Annotated in this window: 13 protein-coding genes and 1 tRNA gene; 7 read left to right on the forward strand and 7 right to left on the reverse strand. The window is 34.6% G+C overall.

Annotated elements, in window-relative coordinates:
• The first annotated feature begins 1,106 nt into the window (after positions 1-1,106).
• The 4 genes from OGZ34_RS09600 (at position 1,107) to OGZ34_RS09615 (ending at position 6,315) form a co-directional block, all read left to right on the forward strand.
• Positions 1,107-1,715, forward strand: coding sequence for a DUF6896 domain-containing protein (locus tag OGZ34_RS09600; RefSeq protein WP_263362888.1), 609 nt, complete (start codon positions 1,107-1,109; stop codon positions 1,713-1,715).
• A gap of 751 nt (positions 1,716-2,466) precedes the next feature.
• Positions 2,467-3,024: a hypothetical protein gene (locus tag OGZ34_RS09605; RefSeq protein ID WP_263362889.1), complete on the forward strand. Its 558-nt coding sequence runs from the start codon at positions 2,467-2,469 to the stop codon at positions 3,022-3,024.
• Between the two features lie 434 nt (positions 3,025-3,458).
• Entirely contained in the window at positions 3,459-5,015 is a 1,557-nt protein-coding gene (locus tag OGZ34_RS09610; RefSeq protein WP_173965842.1) for a rhomboid family intramembrane serine protease, read from the forward strand.
• A 160-nt stretch (positions 5,016-5,175) separates the two neighbouring features.
• The gene (locus OGZ34_RS09615; RefSeq protein ID WP_263362890.1) at positions 5,176-6,315 is read left to right on the forward strand and encodes a tetratricopeptide repeat protein; all 1,140 of its coding nucleotides are present in this window, start codon (positions 5,176-5,178) and stop codon (positions 6,313-6,315) included.
• Between the two features lie 293 nt (positions 6,316-6,608).
• Here OGZ34_RS09615 and OGZ34_RS09620 read toward each other — a convergent pair.
• Positions 6,609-6,681: transfer RNA gene (locus OGZ34_RS09620), tRNA-Met, on the reverse strand.
• A 116-nt stretch (positions 6,682-6,797) separates the two neighbouring features.
• Between OGZ34_RS09620 and era the strand changes: the two genes are divergently transcribed.
• The 3 genes from era to OGZ34_RS09635 all read left to right on the forward strand — a co-directional run bounded on the left by era (position 6,798) and on the right by OGZ34_RS09635 (position 12,208).
• The gene (gene era, locus OGZ34_RS09625) at positions 6,798-7,679 is read left to right on the forward strand and encodes a GTPase Era (RefSeq protein WP_041517423.1); all 882 of its coding nucleotides are present in this window, start codon (positions 6,798-6,800) and stop codon (positions 7,677-7,679) included.
• Between the two features lie 310 nt (positions 7,680-7,989).
• On the forward strand, positions 7,990-9,297 hold the full coding sequence (gene der, locus OGZ34_RS09630; protein ID WP_017498805.1) for a ribosome biogenesis GTPase Der: 1,308 nt from the start codon (positions 7,990-7,992) through the stop codon (positions 9,295-9,297).
• 157 nt (positions 9,298-9,454) lie between these two features.
• Positions 9,455-12,208 carry an outer membrane beta-barrel protein gene (locus OGZ34_RS09635; protein WP_263362891.1) on the forward strand — a complete coding sequence of 918 codons (2,754 nt, stop codon included), beginning with the start codon at positions 9,455-9,457 and terminating at the stop codon, positions 12,206-12,208.
• Positions 12,209-12,673: 465 nt separating this feature from the next.
• Here OGZ34_RS09635 and OGZ34_RS09640 read toward each other — a convergent pair whose 3' ends face one another.
• The 6 genes from OGZ34_RS09640 to OGZ34_RS09665 form a co-directional block, all read right to left on the reverse strand.
• Positions 12,674-15,220 (reverse strand): TonB-dependent receptor, encoded by a 2,547-nt coding sequence (locus tag OGZ34_RS09640; RefSeq protein WP_173964654.1) that lies wholly within the window; start codon positions 15,218-15,220, stop codon positions 12,674-12,676.
• Positions 15,221-15,470: 250 nt separating this feature from the next.
• The gene (locus OGZ34_RS09645) at positions 15,471-15,884 is read right to left on the reverse strand and encodes an RrF2 family transcriptional regulator (RefSeq protein ID WP_173964655.1); all 414 of its coding nucleotides are present in this window, start codon (positions 15,882-15,884) and stop codon (positions 15,471-15,473) included.
• A gap of 93 nt (positions 15,885-15,977) precedes the next feature.
• The gene (locus tag OGZ34_RS09650; protein ID WP_173964656.1) at positions 15,978-16,802 is read right to left on the reverse strand and encodes a TPM domain-containing protein; all 825 of its coding nucleotides are present in this window, start codon (positions 16,800-16,802) and stop codon (positions 15,978-15,980) included.
• A gap of 3 nt (positions 16,803-16,805) precedes the next feature.
• Complete coding sequence (locus OGZ34_RS09655) at positions 16,806-17,243, reverse strand: TPM domain-containing protein (protein WP_173964657.1); 438 nt, start codon at positions 17,241-17,243, stop codon at positions 16,806-16,808.
• Positions 17,244-17,334: 91 nt separating this feature from the next.
• Positions 17,335-17,925 (reverse strand): LemA family protein, encoded by a 591-nt coding sequence (locus tag OGZ34_RS09660; RefSeq protein ID WP_263362892.1) that lies wholly within the window; start codon positions 17,923-17,925, stop codon positions 17,335-17,337.
• A gap of 40 nt (positions 17,926-17,965) precedes the next feature.
• Complete coding sequence (locus OGZ34_RS09665; protein ID WP_263362893.1) at positions 17,966-18,298, reverse strand: MerR family transcriptional regulator; 333 nt, start codon at positions 18,296-18,298, stop codon at positions 17,966-17,968.
• Positions 18,299-18,320: the final 22 nt, after the last annotated feature.

The following is an 18,320-nucleotide window of genomic DNA, read 5'->3' on the forward strand; positions in this document are numbered from 1 at the left end:
TGTTTAATGATATTATTTGTTTTTTATCATAGAATGCGCAGCGGGGTTAATCTTGAAAGACAAAGAAAAAATATATTACAATTGTTTAACCGAAATTATAAATTCAGAAAATAATCTGGTAAAAAGTAGCAGAATAAAAAACACACAAAATTGAAGATATATGGCCTATCTACTAACATTTACAACCACCGTTACAAGCGATTTACTAATTTAGTGGAATTATCGTTTTTATATCTATTTTTGTTAAGCCGAAAATACTCAGTTTCAAAACCCGTAAACCGCTTGTAGTGCTGGGACGTAGTTACAGACATTTCAAAACTTTGAGGATGAAAACTTTTAAATTTTGCAGTAAATAAAATGAAACTTAAAAAAAGATCCTTCTTTATATTAGCCATACCTTTTATTATATTATGCATTTTTAGTTTTATTGGAAATCGAGAAAGACAAAGATTTTATAATTCTAAAATTGAATCGAAAATTATTGATAGTAACAACTGGCAAAAAAGGACTTGCGAATATTTTTTAGTTAATGATTTAGAAATTCACGTTACAGTTTTAGATACATTCAAATTATATGTTGGAGATTCAATTTCAAAAAAACAGAAATCCTGGGAGTATAGAGTTTTTAGAAAGAGAAAAAAGAATAAGCAATTTGAATTTATCAATAATTATAAAATGGCTAACTAAGCAAGCCAATAATACCCGCTCTTCGAAGAGTTATTATAAAAAATAAATTTGTCGCACTAGCTGTGCAAGTGTCTCTAACTTCGCACCTCCGCTATGCGAAGTGTTCATCTGCAACGCTGTTCGAATGTCTCTGACTTAGCACCCGCAAAGTGATTAAGTTTTCTTGTAGAAGATGTAATTTGGAAATGACTATTAATATAAATAGAATTAAGGAAAGTCGGGAGATTTATACAGCTTAAGGTTTATGAGAACTAAAGGTTAAAAATGCAAAGTCAGGAGACTTTGCGTAGCAGGTAATTAGCTTAATTTAATTATGATTTTGTATTTGGAAGATTTGGCAAATCCGAAGAATAGGCTTAATTTGGTCCCAAACACGTTGTAGTAGCGGGACGTTAGACGACATTCACTTAAGAAAGAAATTGGACAATTCAAACAAAAAATTAATAACTCCGGAAGAAGTTGAAGTAAATCAAGTTTTCTTTGAGAAATGTGCTTTAGAGTATCGAGAACTTGCTACCCAATTAATCTTTGAGTTAGAAGGGTTTTTAAAGATTGACATTTCAAATGAACTTCCCTATTTAGCTTTTGTCAAATATTGGCAAAAAAATGGGCAAAGTGGAAAAATGAATAATTGGAAATTCTTTTTTCATGGTTTTCACTGTAGCTTTGAAAATGTTGTTACAAATCAATATATTGAAGTTCCTATTGTCTTTGGATTAGAATTTGGTGACCTAGATCCTTATTTCTTCACTCAATACATAAAATCGACTCCTGGATATTTTCCAATCCCACTAGTGATAAATGATAATTACAAAGATGGTATAACAATACTAGAGACAATGTTATCCATTGGTAAGTTTGAGAAAATTAATTCAAACTGGCCAAATCGTTACGGAACTGTAGTAAAAAATAGACCCGACAAAGTTGAAATAATCACATTTGAAAACCCATTTGAAAAGTCAAACGACAAAATAAAAATTGAAAAAAAGGGAAAGTTTGATCTCTGGAAACTTTTTAAATTAAAATAAAACGTTGCCCAACAGCGGTTTCACGCCATAGCTCGTTTTGTTTTTCTTGGAAAATACTTAGTTCATTCCTATTTCGACTTTCTTGTAATATTTTTTGCTAAATTTGCCGCTACAGCGTGAAGCCGCGGAACGTTATGCCTCAGTTAAAAAAACGAACTAAACCAAAATATTACAAATTAAGTTCATTAAAAATATTGAAAGTACCTGCGTTAATTGACCGCTAACGTAACAATTAATCAAACCAGAGTAAGGCTTGTTGTTTTACTTTTGATTAATTGGTGAATAACAAAGTGTTTATCGGAAACCGTAAGAGGTTGGTCGCTTACCGACAAAAAATAATCGCATTTTATGTTGACAATTTTTGGAGTAAGCTTACTTCTAAGGATAGTAAGGAAGTTTGTAAAGATTAAATTTGACGTCACAATCAGATTTAAAAACTAGCAAACTGAGCTGAAACTCTTAGGAGGAGTAAGCTCAATTTGAACTTACACTAAAACTGCTTTCAATATATATCAGAGAATATTAAAAAAAACTTCCTGCTTAATCAGTGCGGAAGCGAAACCGAAAATAATTGTAGCGAAATAACCGAAGGCATAGCAGCAACTACAACTACAACGGATTTGGGTAATAGGCTTAATGGAAAGTTGGTTTTGTATTTGGGGTGATTTGGTAAATCAGAAGTATGATCTTAATTTAGTCACAAACCCGCTGCAGTAGCAAGATGTTAGTGGCTATTCCAAACAAATTCAGTATGAAGAAACTAATTAAATTTTTTTCTATTTCTATATTTATTGTTTGCACATTTCCGTGCTTTCAAACGTGTTCAGATGATTCAATCCCTAAAAGATACCATGAAGACGAAATAATTATTGATTCTACTTTAAGTGCCGAAACTCTAAAATTTAAAAATGATTCTTTAAATCATTTGGCCCAACAAAAAAGAAATCTTGAATTGGAGCAAGTGAGAAAACAATGGACAGAAAATGCCTATGAATTGGGATTTTCTGGCTTTCGCAAATTAGCAATTGAAGATTTTAAAGATTGGACACTTTTTCCAACATTATGTTTTACTTTTTTTATTTTGTTATCCATTCTTGTGTTATTTTTCGCTTTAAAAGAGTGTTTAACTAAAGTTTATATATTCTCATTATTAAATTTAGGATTATTGATCTGTTCAATGCTAATACTTCTAGCCAAATATGGAATTGTTATTATGAATAACATAAGATATGGGTATTACATTTTACTTTGCAATATTTTAATCTTAATAATATTATCTAAAAAAGAAATCAACAAGAACAGCCACTAACAGTTACTACAACGGATTTGGGCAATAGGCTTAGTGGAAAGTTTTTTTGTATTGGGGATGATTTGGTAAATGAAAAAATAGATTGTTCAACCTCCCAGCTGGCTCGAGCATCCCGTTCGTGAACAAAACAAAAAAGCTCCAGATTTCTCTGAAGCTTTGCTTTAGTAGTTCGCCGCCGCGGCGACTCGAACCTTTGTCCGCGGCGGAGTTAAGTCTTATTTATAGTTTACTTTCCAAAATTCGTTTGTAAATATAACCTATTAACAGCTACTACAACGGATTTGAGCAATAGGCTTAATGGAAAGATAGTTTTGTATTTGCGATGATTTGGCAAATCCGAAAATAGGGCTTAATTTAGTCCTAAAACCTCTTTAGTAGGGGATGTTATATGCCATCATAAGCGAAAACCAGAAAAATTTACAAAAAGCAGAAAATTGGAAACATACTTAACAAAGCTTAAACACATACTCCCGACATTTATCATAATTGCTTTTTCGACAATAGTTGGACTTTATCTTTTTCGTTGGATTTTTGTTATTCAATATGACATTATTGACATAAAAGAAGAAGTTTGGTGTTTATGGCTTCCAATGGGATTACCTTGGATACCAATTTTAATTTGGTTAAGACCTAGATTCCGAATTCTAATTTTTAAAAAAGACAACGATAATGGACGTTTCTTTTTCCAAATTTTATCAGCTGGAACAATCATTGCTTGTCTTATGGTTTCACAAAGTTATTTAACAACTGCAACTGGTAAACTCCAAAAATTATCGACAATTACCGATATAGAAAAAGTAGAAAAATCAAGATATTATAAGGTTGAAAAATTTTCTGTTGCAAAATATTATGGAGGCTCATATACTGACTTCAGACAGAGTGGAAAATACAATCAATATCTTAATTTTCACATATTCTTCGTTACGCCAATCGTTAAAAACACATTAGAAAAAATCAATACAATTCCAAAATATTGGTATGGTGTAGATTTTAATGAACAAATTAGTAATAAAATTAGTAATGAAGAAAAAGAAAATAAATATGAAGTGTTTTATGCTGAATGTATTGAGAAAATGAATAAATATGATTTTCAGTCATTAGATCATTTTGAAAGAATACCAACATCTGATGACCGAATAAATTATTTAAAAGCTATTGAATCGAGAATAAAGCAAAAAGCAAATAAAAATTTTATCGTCTTAGAGCCAATTAAAGAAAAATTTGAAGAAAGAAATGGAAACAAATTTGCTTGGATTTTTGGCTCATTTGGTATTGGTATAGGTGTTTTATTATTTTCTTTAATTTGGCCTCGATATAGTGAAACAGAAAGAAAAAGGTTTTTATCGGGTAAAAAGCAAAAACAAGACGACTTGGTTGATATGCTTAATTACCTTGTCCCGAAAGGAGACCATTTTGCAACTTCAGTAATTTTAGACTTAAATATTCTTGTGTTTTTATTAATGGTTTTCTCTGGAATTGATATAATATCTCCAAACGGAATAGAATTACTTGAATGGGGCGGAAATAGACGACTTGAAACAACTGGTGGAGAATGGTGGAGATTATTGACGAGTATGTTTTTGCACGGAGGTATTATGCACTTAATTTTGAACATTTCTGGGCTTGTAATTGCAGCAATTTTTGTAGAACCTTTACTTGGGCGAAAAAAGTATTTCATCTTGTATATTCTTTGCGGACTTTGTGGAAGTCTAGCTAGTATTTGGTGGTATTCTAACACAACAAGTGTTGGAGCGTCAGGCGCAATTTTTGGACTTTATGGCGCAATATTGGGACTACTTTTAACTAATGCTTTTCCGGTGGGTGATAAAAAAGGAATTTTAATAATGATTGGAATTTATGTAGGTATAAATTTACTTTGGGGTTTGACAGGAGGAATTGACAATGCAGCTCATATTGGTGGGCTTTTAAGTGGAGCATTAATTGGAATAGTATTATACAAGCTAGATGAAGTACAAAAAAACGGCATATAACAGCTACTAAAATGGATTTGGGTAATAGGCTTAATGGAAAGATGGTTTTGTATTTGGGATGATTTGGTAAATCCAAATAATGAGCTTGATTTAGCCTCAAACCAGATGTAGTAGCGGGACGTTATGTCCAATTATAAAAATAACAACATAATAACACATAATGAAAATTAAGAACATTTTAGTAACACTCATTCTGACAATTTCTAACTTGACAATTTTTGCTCAAGACAAACTAACTACAGAGCTAAAAACTTTATCTGACAATAAACAATTCGACAAAATTGTTGAGCAATACGCTTCTAAATCTAAAGACTACTCAGCAAAATCATTGTACTATATTGGACTAGCTTATTATATGAAAGAAGACGATAATAACTGTATTAAGTTTATGAATTTCTCCATAGACAAAGATTCGAAAGACCCTGCATCATTTTATATTAAGGCATCCACTTTAAATTATATGCAAAAATATGATGATGCTGTAAAAAGTTTTCAATCAGCAATTAATCTAAAATCGGATGATGCAGAGTTTTATAGCGGACTTGGAGATTCCTATTATAATTTAGAGAAAATAGACTTAGCACTAGAAGCATACAAAAAGGCTACGGAACAAAAGAATTGCCCTGATAGACCTTATTCATTTATAGCTCAAATTTACTCTGACCAGAAAAATAACGATAGAGCTCTAGAGGCATTTTATATAGCAAAATCAAAAATTGACAAAAAATCTAATTCATACATAAATGCATTATTTAACATTGGACTTCTTGAATCTCTAAAAGGTAACTATGAAAAAGCTGAACCCGCTTTTGTTGAACTTTTGCAATTAGATTCCGAAGACTATCACACTTATGCTAAACTTATTCAAATATATTATTATAGAAAAGAGTATGACAAAGCAAAACCATACAAAGATAAACTGTATGAAGCACACAAGAAAAAACAATTAAAAGACAATTTAAAAGATATGTTTTGTTTCGACCAATTCAAATGGAATGACAAATTAATCCAAGTTTTCGAAAGATACGAACAAGGTTCAAAAGACATATATAACAAACATTTGTTCTATGTTGTAAATCAAAACGATAAAGTTGAATATAGAATTCAGACAGAATATTCTCCAATTTCAGTAGAGCAAGGTGGAGTAAAATATTTACTCTGCCTAACAAAAGGAGATACACATTCAACATTTAACATTGGTTTTAATGACAACTTAAAATATGATGATTTGAAGAAAAGTGTAATAGATATTCTTGAAGAAAAAGTTAAACCGACGGCAACTTCAAAACCTACCAAATAACGAGAATAACTGGGCATAACAGTTACTATAACGGATTTGGGCAATAGGTTTAATGGAAAGATGGTTTTGCATTTGGGATGATTTGGTAAATGAAAAAATAGATTGTTCAATCTCCCAGCTGGCTCGAGCGTCCCGTTCGTGAACAAAACAAAAAAGCTCCAGATTTCTCTGAAGCTTTGTTTTAGTAGCGGGAACAGGACTCGAACCTTTGTCCGCCGCGGCGGATATGAGCCTGCTAGTTTTTATTTTGAAATAAAAAAAACACCAGCTTTTTCAAGTGGTGTTTTACTTAGTAGCGGGAACAGGACTCGAACCTGTGACCTTCGGGTTATGAGCCCGACGAGCTGCCTACTGCTCTATCCCGCGATGTTTCGGGTGCAAAGATACGCCGATTTTTGAGAAATCCAACGAAAACATTAAAAAATGTTTTATTTTCTGTATTGAGTTGATATGACTACCTTTGCAAAATAAATAGAACACAAATGTCACATAAAGCAGGTTTTGTAAACATCATCGGGAATCCAAACGTTGGAAAATCAACATTGATGAACGCCTTTGTTGGAGAAAGATTATCGATTATTACATCAAAAGCACAAACAACCCGTCATCGTATTCTTGGAATCGTGAATGGCGAAGATTTTCAACTTATATTATCGGATACTCCCGGAATCATCAAGCCCGCTTATGAAATGCAGGAGTCGATGATGAACTTTGTAAAATCGGCTTTTGAAGATGCTGATATTTTAGTTTACATGGTCGAGATAGGAGAGCAGGACTTAAAAGATGAAGCTTTCTTTAATAAAATTATCCACGCTAAAATTCCGGTTTTACTATTGTTGAACAAAATCGACAATTCAAATCAGGAACAGTTAGAGGAGCAAGTAGCATTCTGGACGGCAAAAGTGCCAAATGCTGAAATTTTCCCAATCTCGGCTTTACAGAATTTTAATGTACCGGAAGTTTTTGGTAGAATCATTGAATTGTTGCCAGAATCTCCAGCCTATTATCCAAAAGATCAATTAACAGACAAACCGGAACGTTTCTTTGTAAACGAGACTATTCGTGAGAAAATCTTATTGAACTATAGCAAAGAGATTCCGTATGCGGTTGAAATCGTGACGGAGGAGTTTTTCGAAGATGAAAATATTATCAGAATCCGTTCGATTATTATGGTAGAACGCGAAACTCAAAAAGGAATCATTATTGGACATAAAGGTGCAGCTTTGAAAAAAGTAGGTACTGAAGCTCGTGCCGATCTGGAGAAATTCTTTGGAAAACAAATTCACATTGAACTAGTTGTAAAAGTGAACAAAAACTGGAGAAGCAATGCCAATATGCTGAAACGATTCGGGTATAATCAATAAAAGAGTTTTCAGTCGCAGATTTCAGTCTCAGTTTTGATATGAAAATCGTTTAGTGTAAAACTGAAAACTGATACTGGCAACTGAATCCTAGTCCTGAATAGCAGGAATAGCTCCTGCAAAAAGGAGTCAGTTTTAAGTTTAAAGTCACAATTTTATCAGTTTTTTTACTGAATACTGAAAACTGTGACTGCAAACAAAAAAAGACTACCTTTGCAAAAAATTAAAATAAAGCATTTTGGATTTATAAGTGATAGAATTTTAGGAAACTAAAAAGCTAAAATTTAGAATCCAAAATCTAAAATTCAAAAAAATGAATAACATTGTTGCGATAGTAGGAAGACCTAATGTAGGGAAATCAACCCTTTTTAATAGGCTGATACAAAGAAGAGAAGCTATTGTAGATTCGGTATCTGGGGTGACCCGTGATAGAAACTATGGTAAAAGCGAGTGGAACGGAAAAGAGTTTTCTGTAATTGATACCGGTGGATACGTTCGCGGTTCTGACGACGTATTTGAGGGTGAAATCCGCAAACAGGTAGAGCTTGCTATCGATGAAGCAGATGTTATTATTTTTGTGGTTGATGTAGAAGAAGGAATTACACCAATGGATGAAACAGTGGCGAAATTGTTGCGTAAAGTAACAAAACCTGTTTTATTGGCTGTAAATAAAGTAGATAACGCAATGCGTGAGAAAGATGCAATTGAGTTTTATAATCTTGGTTTAGGAGATTATTTTACGTTTGCAAGTATCTCAGGAAGCGGAACTGGAGATTTGTTAGATGCTTTAATTGATGCATTCCCGGAGAAACCGGAAGTTGAAGTTAAAGAAGATTTGCCTCGTTTTGCTGTTGTAGGACGTCCAAATGCTGGTAAATCTAGTTTTATCAACGCTTTGATTGGTCAGGATCGTTATATCGTAACCGATATTGCAGGAACAACCCGTGATGCAATTGATACAAAATTTGACCGTTTTGGTTTTGAGTTCAATTTAGTTGATACTGCGGGAATCCGTCGTAAAGCTAAAGTGAAGGAAGATTTAGAGTTTTACTCGGTAATGCGTTCGGTTCGTGCGATTGAGCATGCTGATATTTGTATCTTGGTGATCGATGCAACCCGTGGCTTTGAAGGTCAGGATCAGAGTATTTTCTGGCTGGCAGAGAAAAACCGCAAAGGAGTCGTGATCTTAGTAAACAAATGGGATTTGGTAGAAAAAGATACCATGTCGACTCGCGATTACGAAGAGAAAATCAAAAAAGAATTAATGCCTTTTACCGATGTGCCAATTCTATTCGTTTCGGCTTTAACCAAGCAACGTTTGTTGAAAGCATTAGAAGCTACTGTTCAGGTTTTTGAAAATAGAAAACAAAGAATTGCGACTTCAAAATTCAACGAATACATGTTGAAAGTAATTGAAGCTTATCCGCCACCGGCAACAAAAGGGAAGTATGTGAAAATTAAATATTGTATGCAATTGCCAACTCAAACGCCTCAGTTTGTATTTTTTGCCAACATGCCACAATATGTTAAAGAACCTTACAAACGTTATCTGGAAAATAAGATTAGAGAAAATTGGGATTTCGCAGGAGTGCCAATCGATATTTATATCAGAGAGAAATAAAAGTAAAAGTCCTCCTAAAAGAGGGCTTTTTTTATGCCTTGTTGTCAATTCGTACTATTTTTGCCAGGCTTACTGGGATAATATTTGACTGAATGTTTCGTTCACAATAAACCTTTTAACTCTTTTGGAGTCTTACTGTTTCTAACAAACCATTTTCATGACCAAATTTTTGTACTATTTGATTGCTTTCCTTTTTTGCTATTCGGCAAGTGCACAGAATGACATTGTGCTTAAAGGAACCATCGTAGATATCAATACCCAATTGCCACTTGAGCTGGCTACCGTTTACTTTACAACCGTTAAAGATTCTACGGTAATCGAATATGCAACAACGGATAAAAATGGTGCCTTTAGCATTAAGACCAAAAAGTACGACAAACCTGTTTTTTTGAAGGTAAACTATATGGGTTATCAGCCTTATTTTGAGGAGGAAAAAAGTATTCCCGAAAGTAAAGATTTTGGAAAATTGTATTTGCTTGAAAATGTAAATGTTTTAAAGGATGTCGTGATCAAAAGCGAAGCTCCACCTATTACCATTAAAAAAGATACTTTAGAGTTTAATGCAGCATCGTATAAGGTGCGTCCGGACTCGAATGTAGAAACTTTATTGAAACAATTGCCGGGTTTTGATGTCGCAACTGATGGTAAAGTTACGGTGAACGGGAGAGAAGTCAATCAAGTTCTGGTAAACGGGAAGACGTTTTTTAATAAAGACGGTGCCATAGCATTGAAGAACCTTCCCGCCGAAATAATCAAAAAAATTCAAGTGTCTGATTTTAAAACAAAGAAAGAAGAACTTTCCAAACAGGAGTCGACTTCAGATTTTTCGAGTATCAATATTACGATCGACGAAAAGAAAAATAAAGGTTATTTTGGAAAAATACTGGGCGGTTATGGTTCTGATGAACGATACGAAAGCAGTCTGCTTCTGAACTTTTTTAATAACAAACAAAAAATAAGCGTGCTGGCTTCTTCTAACAATATTAATTCTACCGGTTTCGCAATGGATGAAGTATTCGATAATATGGGTGGCGGACGAAATAGCAGGGGCAGCAGCGGAAATTCAGGAGGGAGTAAAGGAATTACGCAATCGAATCTCGCAGGGCTTAATTATTCTGATGATTGGTCGAAAAGTTTGATGGCTGCGGGAAGTTATAATTTTTCGAATTCGATTACTAATAACGATAGCAAGGCAGATCAGGTTAGTTTTTTACCCACCGGAAATATTGCTACATCTTCTGATTCTAAAACAAGAAATGAAAACACGGGGAACAATGTGAATTTTGAATTAGAATATGCGATTGATCCGACAAGCCGATTGGTAATTATACCAAAAGTGAATCAGTCGCGATCGAACAGTAATTCGTCTTCCTCGAGTTTTTCAGAAGACGAGAATGGAAATTCGCTGAATGAAAGTAATGCTAAATCCTATTCAGAAAGTACAAATACCAGTCTAGGGAACACTATAAATTTTAATAAGAGGTTCAAGAAGGAACACCGCAATTTTAATCTTTCTTTTGACAGCAACAATACCAGTACTGATAATGAGGTGCAAAACCTTTCTCAAACTATTTTTTATCAGGACAGCAAACCTAATGACGACAGGAATCAGAAGAGTTTAAACAATAATAAGAGTGATACGTATTCGCTTGAACTTGAATATACAGAGCCGGTAACAGATTCTTTGCGAATAAGATTCGGATCTAATTTTAACTGGACGAAAGAAATTAAAGATGCAAAAACATTTGATTTTGATGATGCAACACAGTCTTATTCGGATCTCAATGCGTCTTTGACAAATTATACTGCTTCAAAGCAAAATTCGTTCAGCCCGAAAGTTGGACTAACCTGGCAAAAGAGGAAGTTTACAGTCAATTTAAATTCCCATACAGCAATTGTAGAATTTGACAACCACGCTCTATATCTGAACAATGCTACCGATTTGAACAAACGATACGTTTTGCCTTATGGCGATTTTCAGATTCGTTATAAATTTAGTCGTTCGAAAAATATGTCATTCAAGTATGATTATTCGAATGCACTTCCTACGGCGGTTCAGTTATTGCCGGTCTTAAATTTAACCAATCCGTTGAATACAATTACAGGAAATCCTGATTTAAATCTTATAGAAAAAAGCAGTGCTAATTTTAGTTTCAGAGACTATGATTTCCGAACCCGTTCCGGTTACAGTCTGTATGTAAAAGGGGACTACTACAACAACGATGTGGTTTCGACTTCAATTTATGATGGCAGCGGAAAAAGAACCACAACTTATGCTAATATCTCAGGAACTTATACGACTTCGATTGGCGGAAACTGGAATCAGTCCGTTAAAAAAGAGGCACATCTTTTTAGATATGGTTTCGGATTAAATGGAAGTTATTCCTTCGATAAGGGTTTTACAAATGCAGTATTGTACAATGCAAAATCAACAGCGATTACTCCAAAAATCAATTTTACTTATGAATACGGTGAGTTGCTTATTATTTCTCCCACCTATAGTTTGTCTTACAACGAAACCAAATACGAGAACTCTTCGAGAGATGCCAGTTCAAATGTAGTGCACAGAGTCAATTTGCAAACGACAAGTTACTGGCCTGCTAACTTAATTTTTGGAAATGATTTTGGCTACACCTATAATTCAAGTATTTCAGACAATTTCAAAAAGGATTTTTATCTCTGGAATACCAGTTTGTCCTATGGTTTTTTTGATAAGAAAGTATATGCTAAGGTAAAAGTTTATGATGTCTTAAATCAGAATCAAAGTGCCACCAGAACGATTTCGGCGACCTCAATTCGAGATGAAGAAAATACGGTTTTGAAACGTTACATAATGATTTCAGTAAGCTACAAAATAGGAAATTTTGCAGGTGCTGAAAAAGGAGGGAAGAGAAGGCAGAGAATGGATTAATAAAGGTCTAAAGGATTCAAAAGGGACAAAGATTTTTTTACATAGAGACGTTTTTTATTAATTTCAATCACCCATACGGTTGTCATTTTAATTACTTGTGGTAAAAATAAATCTTTTTTTCAGGAGCTAATCCCGCTATCCGTTCCAATCTTTTGTGGCGAACCCCGCCACAAAAGGATTTCCACTTCTATCGGGGCTAGGAAATTCATTTTTAGAGAGATTAGAAATCTCAGCAAGAAACTCCGCAACCACAGGTTTAGTTTTGTAGATTAATTTTATTTTAAAAAAGTTTAACATAATGAAATTGTGCTTTGTTCGGAATTAAAGACTTTAACCAAATTGATAAAGAATAGAAGTTTCAACTTTCAGAAAAAATCTAAAATCTTAAATCAGCAATCTAAAATAAAAAAACGAGACAGATTTAAGAATCGGCCTCGTTTGATGTATTGAAAATTAACTAACTGCTTACAATGAATATTTCAAAGTTACTCCGTAAGTTCTTTGATCACCAATTACTCCTGCATATTGCCCGGAATTTCCTCCCGCAGGTAACAATTGCTCGTAGTAATCTTTGTTTAAAAGGTTTCTTCCCCAGAATTGAACAGATAATCCTTCTGATGCACGGAATCCCAAACGAGCGTTGAAAATAGCGTATCCCTGTACTACTAAGTATTTTGAAGCTGAAGGGCTTGATGAAAATTTAGAACGTGCGTAGGAATCAACCGCTAAGAAGATTTTTCCTTTGTTTCCGAAGAATTTTGCATTGTCAGAAAGCTCACCACCTAAAGACCCTGCCCATTTTGAAGCACCTGGTAATTCTGTTCCCGAAACATCTTTAAAGGCTACAGGCGCTCCGGTTTCTTCTAGTGGAAGTGGTGCATTCGTAAATTTAATGTATTTTCCATCTGTATAAGTAGCAGCTGCATTTACAGTCAGGTGTTGGCTAAAAACAAAGCTTGCATCAAGCTCAGCACCCCTTACACGTACTTTATCGGCATTGGCAAGGTAGCCACGGTTTACACCAAGTTCAGCAGCCTGAACATTCGTTTGAAAGTCTTTGATTTCCGTATTAAAGAAAGTCAGGTTGAATACTGAATTCTTAAACGGAGAAGTTTTTACTCCAACCTCATAATGATTCACTTTTTCAGGTTTAATGACGGCAAGATCTAATAATGGCAATCCTTTTGAGTCTGTTGGAAGTCCGGCAACATTCACACCCACCGGTTTGTAGCTTTTAGCGTATGTAGCATAAGCATTGATTTTGTCTGAAGCTTTGTAGGATACTGTTATGTTTCCCGAAAAATCGGTATTGTCTGTATTAGAAGCAAAAGACTGATCAGAGTAAACCGATTTTTTAAGAGCTAGTAAAGCTGGATCGGTAGTTTGAAGACCACCGTAGGTTGTACGGCTGTAATTAGCATCTTTTTTGTCAAAGTTATATCTTAAACCTGGTAATACGTGTAATCTTTCTGTAATAGCCCAATCAATTTGGCCAAAAACGGCAGCACTAGAAGCTCTGATTCTGGCATCTGTTTTAATTCCGTAACCTTCAAACAGTCCCGGAGTTTTCCATAACGGACTAGTACTGCTTTGAGAGAATCTCCATTGTGCATTACCGGATTCTTCTGTTCCGTTTGTTTGAGAAGTTTGGTCAATAAAGAAAGCGCCCACAACACCACTAATTTTAGAAGTCAGCTGACCTGCATAACGTACCTCCTGAGTAAATTGTGTTTGTCTGGTTGGGTTTTGAGATTTGGCCAAAACTTGTAATCCTGTGAAATCTCTGTCATTTGATGGATCCCAGTTCCAAAAACGCCATGCAGTAGTTGATGTAAGTGTTCCTGCCCCGATTTTGGTATCGACATTAAGAGAGACACCACCCATATCTTGTCCTGAACGCCACGGAGTGTCGTGATCAATTTTTCGGTCAAAAGCATTTTGACTTGGAAGCTGATAATTTAAATCTTTAATAATTGCATTAAATTGTCTGTAAGCAGCTCTTTGTGTTGGTGCAACACCTGCAACAACCTGTGCGTATCCGTCTGGACGCTGAGTTGTGATATCGGCAGCAAGAATAATATTTGTGTTTTCAGATGGAGTAAAAAGCAATTGACCTCTAATTCCCTGATTGTTTAAACTGTTTGTAGGTCTTCCGGTTGCCACATTGTCGATCAAACCATCGCGTTGTGTACCTGAAAAGGAGATACGACCAGCTACTTTTTTACCTAATGCTCCTGTAACGGATGCTTTGGCCTGAAGAAAAGCATAATTTCCGTAACTAACTTCAAAGTCAGCACCACTTGTAAAACTTGGTTTGCGGGTTGTAATGTTGAAAGCTCCTGAAGTAGTATTTTTACCAAATAAAGATCCTTGCGGTCCTCGTAAAACCTCGATTTGATCTACATCAATAAAGTCAAGAGTAGTTGCGGCTGGACGGGCATAATAAACACCATCTACATAAAAGCCAACCCCTGGATCGATTCCGTCATTAGTAAGTCCGAAAGGAGAACCAAGACTACGAATGTTGATTCCGGTATTTCTTGGGTTTGAAGAATATAATTGTACAGAGGGAACTAATTCTTTAATACGGTTCACGTTAAAAGCTCCGGTTTGTTCTGCTTGTTTACCTGTAATTACTGATATGGCGATTGGGACGTCCTGTACTTTTTCGATTCTTCGTCTTGAAGAAACCACTACTTCGATAAGTTCGTTTTCTTCTTTAATAGTTACCTGTAAAGGAGCTGTCGGTAAATCGTCAAGTTGTATTTCGGTAGTTTTGTATCCTACATATTGAATCAATAGAGTTATAGGAAGTTTTCCTCTGCTGTCAATACTGAATTTTCCGTTTTGATCTGAAGTAGTATTTGAGGTTGTTCCTTTTATAACAATATTTGCTGCTTCTAATGGAATATTTTCACTTGTTTTAACAACACCTTCTATGTTTTGTGCAAATGATATGGAGAAAGTAAAAATAGAGAGAACTGTAAGTATATTTTTTATCGAATTTTTCATTTTTATATTAAGTATATGTGATTAGTAGAATTTAAAATAAAATTTTTTTACCAACACATACACATTGTAGAAGAATTGTTTTTCACCGTAGTGAATTGAATATTATAATTTCTTTGCAAAAGATTTTTTGATACATCGATTGGTTGTAAATGTATTTTCATAGTTAAAATTTTGGAAATGGTTTGTGAATTATTTTTTGCAAATATATATATAAATTCTATCGATTTACTAGGAATTAAAAAATATTTTTTTATTTCTTTACCAATGAGGCGATTGTGATGCCTTGCATTGCTTTAAGAGTTTCGTCACGGATGATCATTAAACCGTGTCTAAGACTGCATTCTTCCTCGGTTTTGCAATCTGAACAAGGTTCGTAAAAGTTTAAAGAGGCACAAGGTAATAGCGCAATTGCACCGTCAAATAAACGGTGAATTTCTGCCAGAGTAATATCGTTTTTGGAGCGAATCAGATAATATCCACCAAATTTTCCCTGCTTACTGCTCACAAAACGTCCTCGTTTCAGATCTAATAAAATCTGTTCGAGAAACTTTTTAGGAATATTGGCTCCATCAGCAATTTCAATAGTTCTTGAAATGTGATTTTCTTCCTGTTCTGCTAAATAAAGTAAGGCCTTAAGGGCATATTTTGCTTTATGTGATAACATCTATTTTTGAATTATAAATTTGTAAAATGTGAGTTGTGAAATGTAAGCCGTAAATTATCACTAAAAAACTGCGACTGCGACTGTCAACTTCCTCTACCAGCCTCCGCTTGAACCTCCCCCAGAGAAGCCTCCGCCGCCAAAACCGCCGCCAAAACCACCTCCGCCACCGGATGATCCACCGCCAAAGCCTCCAAATCCGCCTCCGCCGCTTCTGCCAAGACTACTTAGTAGAATTACATCCATAAGACTAGGGCCGCCTCCGCCATTATTGCCTGAATTACCTCCACCCCCTCTTTTATTTCGGGACAGTAAAATTAATACAATTACAACAATTACAATAAAAGGCAGTATAGGAAAATCTTTTCCTTTGGTTTGCTTGCGTTCGCCTTTGAATTTCCCTTTAAAAACGTCAATGATAGCATCTGTTCCTTTGTCAAGACCATTATAAAAACTTCCGGCTTTGAACTCCGGAATAATTATATTTCGGATTATTGTTCCTCCAATTCCTGCAGTCAGTCGGTCTTCGAGACCGTAACCGGGATTTATAGCAATTTTTTTCTCGTTCTTTGCCAGCAGAATAATAACACCATTATCATCTTTCGCGGTTCCTCCAATTCCCCAGGTTTGTCCCCATTTGGTCGCTAGCTGACTTACATCTTCACCTTTTAAACTCTCGATTGTAATCACAACAATTTGAGTAGTAGTCGAATCAGAATAACGAATTAGTTTTTCTTCAAGCTGTGCTTTTTCAGTTGCGCTTAGAATGTTGGCATAATCGTAGACTGAAGTTTGTAAAGTTGGTTTTTCCGGAATTGTAAATTGTGCAAAAATACCGTTGCAGGTAAAAAATGCTAGAAACAAAAAGGTAAGCTGAAAAAATCTTTTGGAATTTGAGATTGTATTGTTGAAAATTTTCATTGTCTATCCTTTTGATATTTCGTTTGATAATTCGTTGGTGTCCCCTTCAGACCATGGAAAGTACTTTTTCAATTGTTCGCCGGCATTTAATATACCGTCGACAATACCTTGTTTAAATTTTCCCGATTTAAATTGTAGAATCATGGCATCTTTGGTGCAATCCCAAAAATCGACAGTAACCACATCGTTTATACCTTTGTCTCCGCAAATAGCAAAAGTTTTATCGGCTACGGCAAAGTAAAACAGAACCCCATTTTTAAGTGAGGTTTCGTGCATTTTCAATTCATGAAAAACTTCCAAAGCCCTGTCAAAAGGAGCTTTAGAAGTTGTTTGTTCTATGTGTACTCTAATTTCGCCAGAAGTATTATTTTCGGCCACACGAATAGCTTCAACAATATCTTGTTCTTCTTCTTTGGATAAAAAATCTTCTACTTTTGACATTGAAATTATTTTTGAGTTAAAGATTAACGATTTTAGCTCTCAGAATTAATCTGCAGTCTAAAATCGTTAATCAAAATATTAAATCTAATTTTTAGAATTTTACTTCAACTGGTTTTTCCGCTCCGGCAACCGCTTCAAAGTATGGTTTTTCTTTAAGGCCATACATCCCCGCTAATATATTTCTTGGGAAAGTGTTAATATTATTGTTGTAAGGTTTAACAGCTTCATTAAAACGAGTCCTGGCAGTTAAGATTTGGTTTTCAGTACTAGCCAGTTCATCCTGTAATTTCATAAAGCTTGCATCAGCTTTGAGGTTTGGATATTGTTCGACACTTACCAATAATTTTGATAAAGAAGAAGAAACTCCTGACTGTGCAGAATTGAATGCAGCCAACTGTTCCGGAGTAACGTTTGATGGGTCAATTGTAATTCCCGTAGCTTTAGCACGAGCTTCGATAACAGCTGTTAAGGTACTTTTTTCATGTTGAGCATATCCTTTTACTGTGTTAACTAAATTTGGGATAAGATCATTTCTTCTTTGATAAGCAGTATTAACATTTCCCCAGCTTTCTTTTATGTTTTGGTCAAGTGTTACGGCAGTGTTATAGATGCCACTTGCCCAGCTATATAATCCGATAACTATTACAACTACAACCCCAAGAATTATTAATCCTTTTTTCATGTTTATTTTAATTTAAGTTTATTTATAAAATTATTTTCAATTATAATTCGTTCTTAATTTCTGTTAATTGAGTTTTTATGGTCTCTAATTTACGTATTATTTCGAATTTATCTAATGTTTTCTTCTGACCTTCTTTCAAATGTGTTTTGGCGCCTTCGAGCGTAAAACCTCTTTCCTTAACCAAATGATAGATTAATTGTAGGTTGGTGATGTCTTCGGGCGTAAACATTCTGTTGCCTTTGGCATTTTTTTTAGGTTTCAAAATATCAAATTCGCTATCCCAAAACCGAATCAATGATGCATTGACATTAAAAGCCTTGGCTACTTCGCCAATACTAAAATATCGTTTATCCTTTGAAAGCTCAATGTGCATGTTTCTTAATTTTCTATTTTAT

Source organism: Flavobacterium collinsii, assembly GCF_946903285.1.
Lineage (GTDB): Bacteria > Bacteroidota > Bacteroidia > Flavobacteriales > Flavobacteriaceae > Flavobacterium > Flavobacterium collinsii.

What these genes read in the sequence shown, in the direction of transcription:
- OGZ34_RS09615 (WP_263362890.1), top strand. Translation starts at nt 5,176, where the DNA reads ATGAAAATTAAGAACATTTTAGTAACACTCATTCTGACAATTTCTAAC.
- OGZ34_RS09660 (WP_263362892.1), bottom strand. Translation starts at nt 17,925, where the DNA reads ATGAAAAAAGGATTAATAATTCTTGGGGTTGTAGTTGTAATAGTTATC.
- OGZ34_RS09635 (WP_263362891.1), top strand. Translation starts at nt 9,455, where the DNA reads ATGACCAAATTTTTGTACTATTTGATTGCTTTCCTTTTTTGCTATTCG.
- OGZ34_RS09655 (WP_173964657.1), bottom strand. Translation starts at nt 17,243, where the DNA reads ATGTCAAAAGTAGAAGATTTTTTATCCAAAGAAGAAGAACAAGATATT.
- OGZ34_RS09665 (WP_263362893.1), bottom strand. Translation starts at nt 18,298, where the DNA reads ATGCACATTGAGCTTTCAAAGGATAAACGATATTTTAGTATTGGCGAA.
- OGZ34_RS09605 (WP_263362889.1), top strand. Translation starts at nt 2,467, where the DNA reads ATGAAGAAACTAATTAAATTTTTTTCTATTTCTATATTTATTGTTTGC.
- der (WP_017498805.1), top strand. Translation starts at nt 7,990, where the DNA reads ATGAATAACATTGTTGCGATAGTAGGAAGACCTAATGTAGGGAAATCA.
- era (WP_041517423.1), top strand. Translation starts at nt 6,798, where the DNA reads ATGTCACATAAAGCAGGTTTTGTAAACATCATCGGGAATCCAAACGTT.
- OGZ34_RS09640 (WP_173964654.1), bottom strand. Translation starts at nt 15,220, where the DNA reads ATGAAAAATTCGATAAAAAATATACTTACAGTTCTCTCTATTTTTACT.
- OGZ34_RS09645 (WP_173964655.1), bottom strand. Translation starts at nt 15,884, where the DNA reads ATGTTATCACATAAAGCAAAATATGCCCTTAAGGCCTTACTTTATTTA.
- OGZ34_RS09650 (WP_173964656.1), bottom strand. Translation starts at nt 16,802, where the DNA reads ATGAAAATTTTCAACAATACAATCTCAAATTCCAAAAGATTTTTTCAG.